The organism is Streptomyces sp. PR69, assembly GCF_026420845.1.
In the GTDB taxonomy this organism is placed as follows: domain Bacteria; phylum Actinomycetota; class Actinomycetes; order Streptomycetales; family Streptomycetaceae; genus Streptomyces.
Genome location: NZ_JAOWCB010000005.1, coordinates 20,656 through 33,892 on the forward strand (window position 1 = coordinate 20,656; position 13,237 = coordinate 33,892).

A 13,237-nucleotide genomic window follows, 5' to 3' on the forward strand; every position below is an offset into this window, starting at 1 on the left:
AGTCAATCCGCCGGGATCTCCTCCAGCCGCACCGGCCGCCGCTCCCGCCGGGACAGCTCGCATGCCTCGGCGATCCGCAGAGCCGTCAGCGCCTCGCGCCCGTCGCACGGGTTGTCCGCCTCGCCGCGCGCCACGCGTACGAACGCGTCCAGTTCGGCCTCGTACGCGGGGGCGAACCGCTCCAGGAAGCCGGGCCACGGCTTGTCCGCGCGGGGCGGGCCCTGGGGCTCGGTGGAGGTGATGGGGGTGCGGTCGTCGAGGCCGACCGCCACCTGGTCCAGCTCGCCCGCCAGCTCCATCCGCACGTCGTAGCCCGCGCCGTTGCACCGTGTGGCCGTCGCCGTGGCCAGCGCGCCGTCGTCCAGGGTGAGCAGCGCGGCCGCGGTGTCCACGTCGCCGGCCTCACGGAACATCGCGGGGCCGGCGTCGGAGCCATACGCGTACACCTCGACGACCTCGCGACCGGTCACCCACCGCAGGATGTCGAAGTCATGTACCAGGCAGTCCCGGTACAGGCCGCCGGAGAGCGGCAGATACGCGGCGGGCGGCGGCGCGGGGTCGGAGGTGACGGCCCGTACGGTGTGCAGCCGGCCGAGCCGGCCGGAGCGCACCAGCTCGCGTGCGGCTGTGTACCCCGCGTCGAAGCGGCGCATAAAGCCGAGCTGGAGGAGCGTGCCCGCGCTCTCCACCTCGTTCAGCGCGGCCAGCGTGCCCGGCAGATCGAGGGCGATCGGCTTCTCGCAGAAGGCAGGCAGCCCGGCCCGCGCGGCGCGGGCGATCAGTTCGGCGTGTGCGGCGGTGGCGGAGGCGATGACCACCGCGTCCACGCCCCACGTGAAGATCTCGTCCGGCCCTGGGGCCGCCGTCGCCCCGGTGCGTTCGGCGACCTGGGCCGCGCGTCCCGCGTCCGTGTCCGCCACGACCAGGGAGCCCACATCCCGGTGGCGGCTGAGCACGCCCGCGTGGAAGCTCCCGATACGTCCCGTTCCGATGAGTCCGATGCGCATGCGCCTAAAGGTGATGCCCGCGATGCCATCGTGTCAAGACTTTGTCCTGACAACCGAACTTCACGACTTCCCGTCAACATCCCCGCCCGACTACGCTCACCTCTGTGCCCAAGCAGCCCAGACACACGGCGGACGCGTCTTCGTCACTCCAGCTCAGCGTGGACCGCACCAGCCCGGTCCCGCTCTATTTCCAGCTCGCCCAGCAGCTTGAGGCGGCCATCGAACGGGGCAGTCTCACGCCCGGCAGCCTCCTCGGCAACGAGATAGAGCTCGCGAACCGCCTCGGTCTGTCCCGCCCCACCGTCCGCCAGGCCATCCAGTCCCTTGTCGACAAGGGGCTGCTGGTGCGCCGCCGCGGGGTGGGCACCCAGGTCGTGCACAGCCAGGTCAAGCGCCCTCTGGAGCTGAGCAGCCTCTACGACGACCTGGAGGCGGCCGGCCAGCGCCCCGCCACCATCGTGCTGCGCAACGCCCTCGAACCGGCGGGCGCCGAGGCCGCGGCCGCCCTCGGCGTCCCCGAGGGCAGCGATGTCCAGCTGATCGAGCGGCTGCGCTATGCGCACGGCGAGCCGATGGCCCTGCTGCGCAACCAGCTGCCCGCCGGACTGGTCGACTGCGACAGCGAGCAGCTGGAGGTCACCGGCCTGTACCGGATGATGCGGGCCGCGGGAATCACCCTGCACAGCGCCCGCCAGTCGGTCGGCGCGCGCGCCGCCACCGCCGCCGAGGCCGAGCTGCTCACCGAGGAGCCGGGCGCGCCGGTGCTCACCATGGGGCGTACGGCCTTCGACGACACCGGCCGGGCCGTGGAGTTCGGCACGCACATCTACCGCGCTTCGCGGTACGCCTTCGAGTTCCAGCTCCTCGTCCGCCCGTAGGGGCGTCACCGTCTCGGCCATTCCGCGTCAGAATGTTCGGACAAAGTATTGACGGCTCGGGGTCGCCTGCGTAGAAACTCTCCTCAGCCGCCACAGGGCGGCCGGGAGAGAAGGCGGGACCCACCATGCGCAATGTCCGAACAGCCCTGAGACCCCATCGAGCCCGTACGGCAGCAGCCCTGCTCGCCGCACTCGCACTCGCCGCGACCGCCGGATGCAGCAGCTCCGGCGGCAAGGCGGCCGACGACAAGCCCTCCGACGGCGCGGCGGCCGGCGGCGGCAAGCCCGCCGCCACCGAGCGAATGAAGATCGCGATGGTCACCCACTCCGGCGAGGGCGACACCTTCTGGGACATCGTCCAGAGCGGCGCGAAGGTCGCCGCGGGCAAGGACAATGTCGAGTTCCTGTACGCCGCCAACAAGGAGGGCAAGGAACAGGCCCAGCTCGTCCAGACCTATATCGACCAGAAGGTCGACGGAATCGTGGTCACCCTCGCCAAGCCGGAGGCCATGCAGGACGTCGTCAAGAAGGCCGTCGCCGCGGGCATCCCCGTCGTCACCATCAACTCCGGAGCGGAGTTCTCCGAGGAGCTGGGCGCGCTCGCCCATATCGGCCAGGACGAGTCCGTGGCGGGCGAGGCCGTCGGCGAGGAGCTCAACAGACGCGGCAAGAAGAAAGCTCTCTGCGTGATCCACGAGCAGGGCAACGTCTCCCTCGAAGCCCGCTGCGCCGGAGTGAAGAAGACCTTCCAGGGCACGGTGGAGAACCTCAACGTCGAGGGTGTCAATATGCCCGCCTCCACCTCCTCCATCGAGGCCAAGCTGCAGAGCTCCAAGGACATCGACGCCGTCGTCACGCTGGGCGCGCCCTTCGCCGCCGCCTGTGTCCAGGCCAAGAACGGCGCGGGCTCCACGGCCGAGATCAACACCTTTGACCTCAACGCCGAGGTGGTCAGACAGCTCAAGGCCAAGGAGATCGGCTTCGCCGTAGACCAGCAGCCCTACCTCCAGGGCTATCTCGCCGTCGACGAACTCTGGCTCCACAAGGTCAACGGCAATGTGATCGGCGGCGGCAAGCCGGTGCTGACCGGGCCCGCCCTGATCACCGAGAAGGACGTGCCGGCGCTGGAGAAGCTCACGGCCGACGGCACCCGATGACCGCGCTCACCATCGCCGTGAACCATACTTGGGCGGCCGGACCGGGGCGATTCGACCACCGGCCGCACCGAGAAGCACAGGCCGTCAAGGTCGCACAGCAAGAAGGGCACGGCGTCGTGGCAAGGGCAAGGACAGGGGTACGCGCGCTCGGCGCGGTGCTCGCGGCGGTACTCGGAGCCACCCTCACCGCATGCAGCAGCACCGGCGGCAAGCGCGCCGAGGACGCCCGCAAGGCGCAGCAGGCCGCCGGGCGGGCCGCCGTCACCACCCCCCGGTGGACCTTCGCCATGGTCACCCACTCCGGGGACGGCGACACCTTCTGGGACATCGTGCAGAGCGGGGCCAAGCAGGCCGCCGCCAAGGACAACATCGACTTCCTGTACGCGCACAGCGACGAGGGACAGCAGCAGGCGCAGCTCGTCCAGTCGTACATCGACAAGGACGTCGACGGCCTGATCGTCACGCTCGCCAAGCCCGATGCGATGAAGTCCGTCGTCAGCAAGGCCGTCGCCGCAGGCATCCCGGTGATCACCGTGAACTCCGGGTCCGCCGAGTCGAAGGAGCTGGGCGCCCTCACCCATGTCGGCCAGGACGAGACGATCGCCGGCGAGGCCGTCGGCGACGAGCTTGACCGGCGCGGGAAGAAAAAGGCCCTGTGCGTGCTGCACGAGCAGGGCAACGTCGGCCATGAGCAGCGCTGCGCCGGAGCGGAGAAGGCCTTCGACGGCGATATGCAGAGCCTGTACGTCGAGGGGACGAACATGCCCGACGTACGGGCGGCCATCGAGGCCAAGCTGCAGTCCGACCGCTCGATCGACGCCGTCGTGACCCTGGGCGCGCCGTTCGCGGACGCCGCCGTCCAGGCCAAGCAGAGCGCGGGCAGCAAGGCCGAGATCGACACCTTTGACCTCAATGAGAAAGTCGCCACAGCCCTCCAGGCCGGATCGCTCGGCTTCGCCGTCGACCAGCAGCCCCATCTCCAGGGCTATCAGGCCGTGGATCTGCTGTGGCTCTACAAGTACAACGCCGAGGTGCTCGGCGGCGGACGTCCGGTGCTGACCGGGCCGCAGATCGTCACCCGCGACGACGCCGCCGAGCTGCGTGACTACACGGAGCGGGGAACCCGATGAGCGCGACCGCACCACCTGCCGCCACACCGCAGAAGACCGCGGACGAGCGGCTGCTGCACACCTCACCGCTGCGCAAGCTGCTCGGCCGCCCGGAACTGGGCTCGGTCGTCGGCGCCGTCGCGGTCTTCATCTTCTTCTCGGTCGTCGCAGATTCGTTTCTGCAGACCTCCAGCTTCTCCACCGTGCTGTACGCGGCCTCCACGCTCGGCATCATGGCCGTGCCGGTCGCGCTGCTGATGATCGGCGGGGAGTTCGACCTGTCGGCGGGCGTCCTGGTCACCACCTCGGCGCTGGTCTCCTCGATGGTCAGCTACCAGCTGACCGCGAACGTATGGGTCGGGGTGCTGGTGTCGCTGCTGGTCACCCTGGCCGTCGGGGTCTTCAACGGGCTGCTGCTCACCCGCACCAAGCTGCCCAGCTTCATCATCACGCTCGGCACCTTCCTGATGCTGACCGGCCTCAATCTCGGCTTCACCAAGCTGATCAGCGGCACGGTCTCCACCAAGTCCATCGCCGACATGGACGGCTTTGAATCCGCGAAGTCGCTGTTCGCCTCCCAGCTCACCATCGGTGACATCAGCCTCAAAGTGACGATCCTGTGGTGGTTCGCCCTGGTGGCCCTGGCCACCTGGATTCTGCTGCGCACCCGCTTCGGAAACTGGATCTTCGCGGTCGGCGGCAACGCGCCCGCGGCGCGCGCGGTCGGCGTGCCGGTCGTCAAGACCAAGATCGGGCTGTATCTGGGCGTCGGCTTCTGCGCCTGGGTCTCCGGGCAGCATCTGCTGTTCTCGTTCGACGTCGTCCAGTCCGGCGAGGGCGTCGGCAACGAGCTGACGTACATCATCGCGGCCGTCATCGGCGGCTGTCTGATCACCGGCGGCTACGGGTCGGCGATCGGCTCCGCGGTCGGCGCGTTCATCTTCGGCATGACCAGCAAGGGGATCGTCTACGCGGAGTGGAACCCGGACTGGTTCAAGTTCTTCCTCGGGGCGATGCTCCTACTGGCCACCCTGCTGAACGCATGGGTCCGCAAGCGCGCGGAGGCGACGAAATGACGACGACGACCGCTGTCCCGGCCCCCCTCGTCGAGCTGACCGACGTCAGCAAGCACTACGGCAACATCCGCGCCCTCGAAGGCGTCTCCCTGCGGGTCGACGCCGGGCAGATCACCTGCGTGCTGGGCGACAACGGCGCGGGCAAGTCCACCCTCATCAAGATCATCGCGGGTCTGCACCAGCATGACGCGGGCGCCTTCCGCATCGAGGGCGAGGACACCCGCCTCGCCAACCCGCGCGAGGCGCTGGACCGGGGCATCGCCACCGTCTACCAGGACCTCGCCGTCGTCCCCCTGATGCCCGTCTGGCGGAACTTCTTCCTCGGCTCCGAGCCGACGAAGGGCGCGGGACCCTTCAAACGGCTCGACGTCGCCACGATGCGGGAGACCACGCGCGCGGAGCTGCTGCGGATGGGCATCGACCTCCGCGACGTCGACCAGCCCATCGGCACGCTCTCCGGCGGCGAACGCCAGTGCGTGGCGATCGCCCGCGCCGTCTACTTCGGCGCGAAGGTCCTCGTCCTCGACGAACCGACCGCCGCGCTCGGCGTCAAGCAGTCCGGTGTCGTCCTGAAGTACGTCGCGGCGGCGCGGGACGCGGGACTGGGCGTGGTGCTCATCACTCACAACCCGCACCACGCCTATCTGGTCGGCGACCGCTTCGTCCTGCTGAAGCGGGGCGCGATGACGGCGAGCCACACGAAGGACTCGGTGAGCCTGGATGAGCTGACGCGGCAGATGGCGGGCGGGAGCGAGCTGGACGACCTGCGGCACGAGCTGGAGCGGCAGGGGTGACAACCGGGGCTGAAGCCCCGGACCGAATCCCGTTTCCCGGGGGCTCCGCCCCCGGACCCCCGCTCCTCAAACGCCGGAGGGGCTGGAATTTGGCTGCGCCAATTCAGCCCGTCCGGCGATTGAGGACACGGCCGAAGGCCGTACGGGGGGTCCGGGGGCCTGCCCCCAGTTTCGGGAACGGCCCGCCGCAGGCGGACCCGCCCCCCGCCCGCTCCCGATGGCAGAATCGGTTCCTGACCGCCGTCCGCCCCCAACCCCCCAGGGGACATGAGTACGTACCGCGACTTCGCGAACCGAGGCTCCGCCCGCGCCACCGTCCTGCGGACCGTGGGGACACGCGAGCGCCGCTCGCATCTGTCCGCGCCGCGGGTGCCGACCGTCGGGATCGACATCGGCGGCACCAAGGTGATGGCGGGCGTCGTCGACGCCGACGGGGTGATCCTGGAGAAGGTCCGCACGGAGACGCCGGACAAGTCCAAGAGCCCCAAGGTCGTCGAGGACGTCATCTGCGAGCTGGTGCTCGACCTCTCCGACCGCCATGACGTGCACGCCGTGGGCATCGGCGCGGCCGGCTGGGTCGACGCAGACCGCTCCAGCGTGCTCTTCGCCCCCCATCTCGCCTGGCGCAACGAGCCCCTTCGGGACGCGCTCTCCGGCCGCCTCGCCGTCCCCGTGCTGGTGGACAACGACGCGAACGCGGCCGCCTGGGCGGAGTGGCGCTTCGGCGCGGGCCGCGGCGAGGACCACCTCGTCATGATCACGCTCGGCACGGGCATCGGCGGCGCGATCCTGGAGGACGGCCGGGTCAAGCGCGGCAAGTACGGGGTGGCCGGCGAGTTCGGCCATATGCAGGTGGTGCCCGGCGGTCATCGCTGCCCCTGCGGCAACCGCGGCTGCTGGGAGCAGTACAGCTCGGGCAACGCCCTGGTGCGCGAGGCCCGTGAGCTGGCCGCCGCGGACTCCCCGGTCGCGTACAACATCATCGAACGGGTCAAGGGGAACATCCCGGACATCACCGGCCCGCTGATCACCGAGCTGGCCCGGGAAGGCGACGCCATGTGCGTCGAGCTTCTGGAGGACATAGGGCAGTGGCTCGGCGTGGGCATCGCCAACCTCGCCGCCGCCCTCGACCCCTCCTGCTTTGTCATCGGCGGCGGAGTCAGCGCCGCCGACGACCTCCTCATCGGTCCCGCACGCGACGCCTTCCGCCGCCATCTCACCGGCCGCGGCTACCGCCCCGAGGCCCGTATCGCCAAGGCCCAGCTCGGCCCCGAAGCCGGTATGGTCGGCGCCGCGGACCTCGCCAGGCTGGTGGCGCGCCGCTTCCGCCGGGCCACCCGGCGCCGGGTGGAGCGCCATGAGCGGTACGAGCGCTATGCGCAGGCGCTCCGCAACCCGAGCACTGCCCGCCCCACCCAGGAACCGTAGCCATGACCCTGCCCCACCAGCCGCCGTCCGCGCCCCCGCCCGCCCGGCGCCCGGAGTCCGGCCAGATTCCGGAGCCCGAGACCCGTCGCCGCATGGTCCTGCGCCGTCTGCTGACGCTCGTCATCATTTTGCTGCTGATCGGCGTCCCGGCCGGCTATCTCGTGGTCTCCGCCCAGCAGAGCCGGGCCAGCGGCCGTGACAAGGAGGCCGAGTCCTCGGCCACCGGTCTGCGCGAAGTCTGGCCCTCGCTGATGAAGCGCCGCATCTTCGAGGTGCCGATCCCCTCCGGCTCCGCCCACGTCGCCTACTACGAGACCAGCAACTGGAAGACCAGCCGGCTGTATGTGCAGTTCCGTACGTCCCCCCAGGGGCTGGACGCCTTCCTGAAGGACGTCGGGACGAGCCGCGCGGAACTGGCCGACGGCGAGGTCGCCATCAGCGACCGCGACGCGGAGACCGTCGGCTGGGACTTCGACGTGCCCGGCCATGACTGGCGCGGGATCGTCCAAGAGCAGCAGGCCCCCCGGCCGACCAGGGACATCACGGTCGATCTGACCGAACCCGACCGCCCCTGGGTGTACGTGGTCTCCGCCACCAACCCCTGAATGCCCGGCCCCTGAACGGACCATGCCACGCAGTCATTACCGTGGGTCGGGTGAGTGAGACGCATACGCCCCCGCAGACCCTGCAGCACCGGTGGGACGGCCCGGACGACGCCCCCGTACTCGTCCTCGGGCCATCGCTCGCCACCACCTGGCATATGTGGGACCGGCAGATAGCCGAGCTGACCCGCCAGTGGCGGGTGCTGCGCTTCGATCTGCCCGGCCACGGCGGAGCGCCCGCGCACCCCGCCGCCTCCATCACAGACCTCGCGGACCGGCTGCTCGCCACGCTCGACGAACTGGGCGTCCAGCGCTTCGGCTACGCGGGCTGCGCGGTGGGCGGCGCGGTCGGCATCGAGCTGGCGCTGCGCCGCCCCGACCGGATTGCCGCGCTGGCGCTGGTCGCCGCCTCCCCGCGCTTCGGCACCGCCGACGAGTTCCGCCAGCGCGGGGTGGTCGTCCGCACCAACGGCCTTGACCCGATCGCCCGCAGCGCGCCCGAGCGCTGGTTCACCCACTCCTTCGCCGCTTCTCAGCCCGCGATCGTGGAGTGGGCGGTGCAGATGGTCCGCACCACCGATCCGGGCTGCTATGTCGCCGCCTGCGAGGCGCTCGCCGCCTTTGACGTCACCGCGGAACTCGGCCGGATCGCCGTGCCCGCCCTGGTGGTCGTCGGCTCCGAGGACCAGATCACCGGGCCCGCCGAGGCCCGCACACTGGTCGCGGGCATCCCCGACGCCCGGCTCGCCCTGGTGCCCGGGGCCTCTCATCTGGCCCCCGTCGAGCAGCCCGCGGCCGTCACGGAGCTGCTCGTCCACCACTTCGCGACCGCCTGGCAGTCCGCCCCCGCGGGCGTGGACGCGCCCCCCGGGCCCGTACACCACGCCCCTCCGCCCGAGCCCCCCGGGCCCGTGTCCGCGGCGCCTGCCGCGCCCGCCGCGCCCGCGGTCCCGGCGGCCGAGCCCGGACCGGCCGGGACCGCCGCCGGCGTGACCGGGCCGATGCGCCCCGATCCGTACGAGGCGGGGATGCGGGTACGCCGCGAAGTGCTGGGCGACGCCCATGTGGACCGGGCGACGGCGGCCGCCGACGACTTCACCCGTGACTTCCAGGACCTGGTCACCCGCTACGCCTGGGGCGAGATCTGGACCCGTGACGGCCTGGACCTGCGCACCCGGAGCTGTGTCACCCTCACCGCGCTCGTCGCGGGCGGCCACCTCGACGAGCTGGCCTTCCACACCCGCGCCGCCCTGCGCAACGGGCTGAGCCCCGCCGAGATCCGCGAGGTGCTGCTGCACGCGGCCGTCTACTGCGGGGTCCCCGCGGCCAATGCGGCGTTCCGTGTCGCACAGGCGGTCATCCGGGAGGAGACGGGCCCCCGTCCATAGCAGGATGGGGGCATGAGGCTCACCAAGAAGAGGCACGCCTGCATCCGGCTGGAGAAGGACGGGCAGACGCTCGTCATCGACCCCGGCGCCTTCACCGAGGAGGACGCGGCGCTCGGCGCGGACGTCATCCTCGTCACGCACGAGCACATCGACCACTTCAACGAGCAGCGGCTGCGCACCGCCCTGGAGGCCAATCCGGCCGCGGCCCTGTGGACCCTGCGCAGCGTCGCCGGCCAGATGGCGGGGGCCTTCCCCGGCAGGGTCCACACGGTCGGCCACGGCGACCGCTTCACCGCCGCCGGATTCGATGTGCAGGTCCATGGCGAGCTGCACGCCGTGATCCACCCGGACATTCCGAGGATCACCAATGTCGGCTATCTCGTGGACGGTTCCGTCTTCCATCCCGGCGATGCGCTGACCGTCCCCGAGCACCCGGTCGACACGCTGATGCTGCCCGTGCACGCGCCCTGGAACAAGATCTCCGAAGTGATCGACTATGTCCGCGAGGTGAAGCCGCGGCGCGCCGTCGACATCCATGACGCCCTGCTCACCGATCTCGCGCGGCCGATCTACGACAGCCAGATCGGCGCGCTCGGCGGTGCGGAGCACGGCCGGCTGACGCCGGGCGAGAGCACGGACCTGTGACGACAGGCCCCCGCTGAGGGACTGTCGTCCGGATCGGGAGCGCAGCCCGCCGGTGACTGTCGGACCCCGCCGTTAGGGTGGGGTCCATGCGCATCGCCACCTGGAACGTCAACTCGATCACCGCTCGGCTGCCCCGGCTGCTGGCCTGGCTGGAGAGCAGCGGCACCGATGTGCTGTGCATCCAGGAGACCAAGTGCACCGCCGAGCAGTTCCCCGCCGACGAGCTGCGCGAGCTCGGCTATGAATCGGCCGTCCACGCCGACGGCCGGTGGAACGGGGTGGCGCTGGTCTCCCGCGTCGGTCTTTCGGACGTCGTCATGGGCCTCCCCGGCGGTCCGGCGTACGAGGGGGTGCAGGAGCCCCGCGCGATCTCCGCGAGCTGCGGCCCGGTCCGCCTCTGGTCGGTCTATGTGCCCAACGGCCGGGAGGTCGCCCATGACCACTACACCTACAAGCTGCGCTGGCTGGAGGCGCTGAGGTCGGCCGTCGCGCAGGACGCGGCGGCAGAGCGGCCGTTCGCCGTGCTGGGGGACTTCAATATCGCGCCCGCCGACGAGGACGTATGGGACATCGCCGCCTTCGAGGGCTCCACCCATGTCACCGCCGCCGAGCGGGGAGCGCTTGAGTCCCTCCGCTCCGCCGGGCTCTCGGATGTGGTGCCCCGCCCCCTCAAGTACGACCACCCGTTCACGTACTGGGACTACCGCCAGCTGTGCTTCCCCAAGAACCGCGGCATGCGCATCGACCTGGTGTATGGGAACGGCCCGTTCGCGGGGGCCGTCAAGGACAGCTATGTGGACCGGGAGGAGCGCAAGGGCAAGGGCGCGTCGGACCATGCGCCCGTGGTCGTCGATCTCGACGTCTGACGGTTGCCGACGCGCGCCTGGTGGTGCGCGCGGCTGCCGGGATGCGAGGGTGAGTGGTATGAACATCCCTTTCTTGGACAGCTGGCTCAAGCGTCTCGGCGGTGACCAGGAAGACGGGACTTCGGCCGCGTCTCCCCGCGTGGACGACCCCGCGCATGCGGCGGCCGTGGCCGAACTGCTCGCGGAGTGCGAGCTGCTGCGTGTCCGGGCGGGGGAGGCCGGGCTCGCCCTGGACGACTCGCCGGACTCACTGGCCGCCCTCGACCAGCTCCCGCCACGCTGGCGCGAGGACCCCGAGGAGCTGCCCTGGCTGGGCAATGACGCGGGCCTCTACCTCGGCACGGTGATCGTCCGTACGGTGCCCGGCGCGCACTGGCACATCCGCCCCGGCGGGCACCCCGTGGTGGAGCTGGCCTCCGGCCGCGCCGTCAATGTGGTCGAGGCGGGGCTCGACTGGGCGATGGCGGGCGCGCCGGAGCTGTCTCTGGTCTATGCCGAGGCGGCCGAGGCGTAGAGCGGGACTGTCCGCCGGGCGGGCCAGGATTAATACGGCTTATGCCCCCTTTATGCGTGTCCTGAGCGAAGTCCCTTTTCGGGGCGGATAGTTTGCGGAGGACAGCTCGCCCGGACCCCCGGCGGCAGCCGATGATCACTCCTTGCGCAGCGGAACCGACAGATACGACGGATCGGTTGCGGACGAGGAGAAGGTCAGCTGTGCGCCGGATGGGTTGTGCTCGATATAGAGGGGATCGACCGTGTCGACGACCAGGGCGAGCCGGTGGCCCGCCGGCACGTCGTACGCGGTGGAGAACAGCTCCAGATCCACGCTGAACGGCGTGCCCGGTGTCCTGCCGTGGAAGGTGTACGGCGCGTTGCTGATGAGCTTGCCGATGCCGAGGGGGCCCACATCGTACAGATAGGCGACGAGCGTCCCGCTCCCCTTGGTGCTGGTGACCGTGGTGTGCAGCTTCGCCGTGCCGCGCAGCCGCTGCTCGGAGCCGTACCGCTCGGACTGCCAGACGGCGGCGAAGGAGCGCGGGAGGAAGGGGACCACGGCCATCGGCGGAAGCTTCAGGAACTGGTCGAGGGTGTTGGACAGCATCACCGTCCCGCCGTTCGCCCCTGAGTCGACGTTCGCGTAGATCCTCTTGCGGCCGTCCAGTGCGATCTTCCGCTCGGTCGCGCCGACCGACTTCCAGTCCGGGTATCCCTCGTAGCCGCCGCCGGTGCGGGAGACGAGCTGGACGGGCTGTTCCCGGTCGATGCCGTTGTCGACGCCCTTGAGATAGCGGTCGAACCAGCGGTGGGCGCTGCTCCATACGTCGTTGGGCAGCCCGAGCAGCCCCGGCGCCTCGGCGGTGGCATGGTCGCCGGGGCGGAACTCCAGCCGTTTGGGGCCGGTCAGCTTCTCGTAGAAGGACGCGTACTGGTTGGGCGGGAAGACCGTGTCGCCCCAGGCGTTGCCGAGCATCACGGCCGCGCCGTTGTCGTTGATCCGGTCGAGATAGGCGGCGGGGGAGCGCTTCCAGCCCCAGTCGGTCATCTGCTGTTCCCTGGCCAGGTTGGAGCCGAGGAAGTCCTTGAGAATCCGCTGCATTTCCTCGCTGGGCCGGCCGGTGAGATAGCCGGCCCCGCCGAGCAGCCCGGCGGCCTGGCGATGCTGGGTGCGGCCGCTGTAGATGGAGCCGATGAGATCGGCCCAGCCGCTCAGCGCCACCACGGCCTTGATGCGCTTGTCATGCGCGGCGGCCAGCAGGCTGATGCCGGCGCCGTAGGAGACCCCGGCCACTCCGATGCGCTGGGGGTCGGCCGGGGTGTTGGCCAGCGTCCAGTCGATGACCCGGGAGGCGTCGGCGACATCCGGGGGGCCGGCGACCTCGATGCGGCCGCCTGACTGCCAGAAGCCGCGGGTGTTGTAACTCACCACCACATAGCCGGAGTCGGCGAGCTTGCGGGCCTGGGCGAGATACTCGATCTGCGGCATGGCCCAGCTCGTCGGCAGCACGATCGCCGGATAGCGGCGGTGGCCGTCCGAGTCGGCGGGGACGACGGCATTGGCCTTGAGGACTGTGCCGCCGTCGCCCTCGATGTCGGCGAACCGCACGCCCGTCGCCCCTGATGTGCCGTAGGCGTCCATGCCGCGGACATCCGCTGAGGCGGTCGCGGCGGGGGAGGCAGGCGCGCTGACCACGGCCGGTCCCGCGAGAAGTGCCGCGGAAACCGTGCCGATCGCGGCCGTACGCAGAGCGGTGCGCGTCAGTGCCACGGGTCACTCCTCACTCGTGTC

13 protein-coding genes are annotated in these 13,237 nt (G+C 70.6%); 11 read left to right on the top strand and 2 right to left on the bottom strand.

The window, feature by feature from the left end:
• Positions 1 to 2 precede the first annotated feature (2 nt).
• Positions 3 to 1,007 (bottom strand): Gfo/Idh/MocA family oxidoreductase, encoded by a 1,005-nt coding sequence (locus tag OF819_RS06260; RefSeq protein ID WP_267242351.1) that lies wholly within the window; start codon positions 1,005 to 1,007, stop codon positions 3 to 5.
• Between the two features lie 158 nt (positions 1,008 to 1,165).
• On the opposite strand from OF819_RS06260, the gene OF819_RS06265 reads away from it, so the two are divergent.
• The 11 genes from OF819_RS06265 (at position 1,166) to OF819_RS06315 (ending at position 11,464) form a co-directional block, all read left to right on the top strand.
• Complete coding sequence (locus OF819_RS06265) at positions 1,166 to 1,885, top strand: GntR family transcriptional regulator (protein WP_323748903.1); 720 nt, start codon at positions 1,166 to 1,168, stop codon at positions 1,883 to 1,885.
• Between the two features lie 125 nt (positions 1,886 to 2,010).
• Positions 2,011 to 3,042, top strand: a complete 1,032-nt coding sequence (locus tag OF819_RS06270; RefSeq protein ID WP_267242353.1) for a sugar ABC transporter substrate-binding protein — start codon at positions 2,011 to 2,013, stop codon at positions 3,040 to 3,042.
• A gap of 116 nt (positions 3,043 to 3,158) precedes the next feature.
• The gene (locus tag OF819_RS06275) at positions 3,159 to 4,172 is read left to right on the top strand and encodes a sugar ABC transporter substrate-binding protein (RefSeq protein ID WP_267242553.1); all 1,014 of its coding nucleotides are present in this window, start codon (positions 3,159 to 3,161) and stop codon (positions 4,170 to 4,172) included.
• Entirely contained in the window at positions 4,169 to 5,227 is a 1,059-nt protein-coding gene (locus OF819_RS06280) for an ABC transporter permease (RefSeq protein ID WP_267242354.1), read from the top strand. Before OF819_RS06275 ends, OF819_RS06280 begins: the two co-directional genes overlap by 4 nt.
• Positions 5,224 to 6,021: an ATP-binding cassette domain-containing protein gene (locus OF819_RS06285; protein WP_267242355.1), complete on the top strand. Its 798-nt coding sequence runs from the start codon at positions 5,224 to 5,226 to the stop codon at positions 6,019 to 6,021. Before OF819_RS06280 ends, OF819_RS06285 begins: the two co-directional genes overlap by 4 nt.
• Positions 6,022 to 6,288: 267 nt before the next feature.
• Complete coding sequence (locus OF819_RS06290) at positions 6,289 to 7,449, top strand: ROK family glucokinase (RefSeq protein WP_267242356.1); 1,161 nt, start codon at positions 6,289 to 6,291, stop codon at positions 7,447 to 7,449.
• Positions 7,450 to 7,451: 2 nt separating this feature from the next.
• A complete protein-coding gene (locus OF819_RS06295) occupies positions 7,452 to 8,054 on the top strand; it encodes a hypothetical protein (protein ID WP_267242357.1) in 603 nt (200 codons plus the stop codon).
• 41 nt (positions 8,055 to 8,095) lie between these two features.
• A complete protein-coding gene (gene pcaC / locus OF819_RS06300) occupies positions 8,096 to 9,439 on the top strand; it encodes a 4-carboxymuconolactone decarboxylase (RefSeq protein WP_267242358.1) in 1,344 nt (447 codons plus the stop codon).
• Positions 9,440 to 9,451: 12 nt separating this feature from the next.
• Complete coding sequence (locus OF819_RS06305; RefSeq protein WP_267242359.1) at positions 9,452 to 10,084, top strand: MBL fold metallo-hydrolase; 633 nt, start codon at positions 9,452 to 9,454, stop codon at positions 10,082 to 10,084.
• A gap of 86 nt (positions 10,085 to 10,170) precedes the next feature.
• Positions 10,171 to 10,950 (top strand): exodeoxyribonuclease III, encoded by a 780-nt coding sequence (locus OF819_RS06310; protein ID WP_267242360.1) that lies wholly within the window; start codon positions 10,171 to 10,173, stop codon positions 10,948 to 10,950.
• A gap of 58 nt (positions 10,951 to 11,008) precedes the next feature.
• Positions 11,009 to 11,464 carry a DUF6278 family protein gene (locus tag OF819_RS06315; protein WP_267242361.1) on the top strand — a complete coding sequence of 152 codons (456 nt, stop codon included), beginning with the start codon at positions 11,009 to 11,011 and terminating at the stop codon, positions 11,462 to 11,464.
• 135 nt (positions 11,465 to 11,599) lie between these two features.
• On the opposite strand, the gene OF819_RS06320 is transcribed toward OF819_RS06315, so the two are convergent.
• Positions 11,600 to 13,216, bottom strand: coding sequence for an alpha/beta fold hydrolase (locus OF819_RS06320; RefSeq protein WP_267242362.1), 1,617 nt, complete (start codon positions 13,214 to 13,216; stop codon positions 11,600 to 11,602).
• Positions 13,217 to 13,237 lie beyond the last annotated feature (21 nt).

Excerpts from the sequence above, each read along its gene's own strand:
- OF819_RS06260 (WP_267242351.1), bottom strand. The coding sequence starts at position 1,007 with ATGCGCATCGGACTCATCGGAACGGGACGTATCGGGAGCTTCCACGCG.
- OF819_RS06270 (WP_267242353.1), top strand. The coding sequence starts at position 2,011 with ATGCGCAATGTCCGAACAGCCCTGAGACCCCATCGAGCCCGTACGGCA.
- OF819_RS06280 (WP_267242354.1), top strand. The coding sequence starts at position 4,169 with ATGAGCGCGACCGCACCACCTGCCGCCACACCGCAGAAGACCGCGGAC.
- OF819_RS06285 (WP_267242355.1), top strand. The coding sequence starts at position 5,224 with ATGACGACGACGACCGCTGTCCCGGCCCCCCTCGTCGAGCTGACCGAC.
- OF819_RS06290 (WP_267242356.1), top strand. The coding sequence starts at position 6,289 with ATGAGTACGTACCGCGACTTCGCGAACCGAGGCTCCGCCCGCGCCACC.
- OF819_RS06295 (WP_267242357.1), top strand. The coding sequence starts at position 7,452 with ATGACCCTGCCCCACCAGCCGCCGTCCGCGCCCCCGCCCGCCCGGCGC.
- OF819_RS06305 (WP_267242359.1), top strand. The coding sequence starts at position 9,452 with ATGAGGCTCACCAAGAAGAGGCACGCCTGCATCCGGCTGGAGAAGGAC.
- OF819_RS06310 (WP_267242360.1), top strand. The coding sequence starts at position 10,171 with ATGCGCATCGCCACCTGGAACGTCAACTCGATCACCGCTCGGCTGCCC.
- OF819_RS06315 (WP_267242361.1), top strand. The coding sequence starts at position 11,009 with ATGAACATCCCTTTCTTGGACAGCTGGCTCAAGCGTCTCGGCGGTGAC.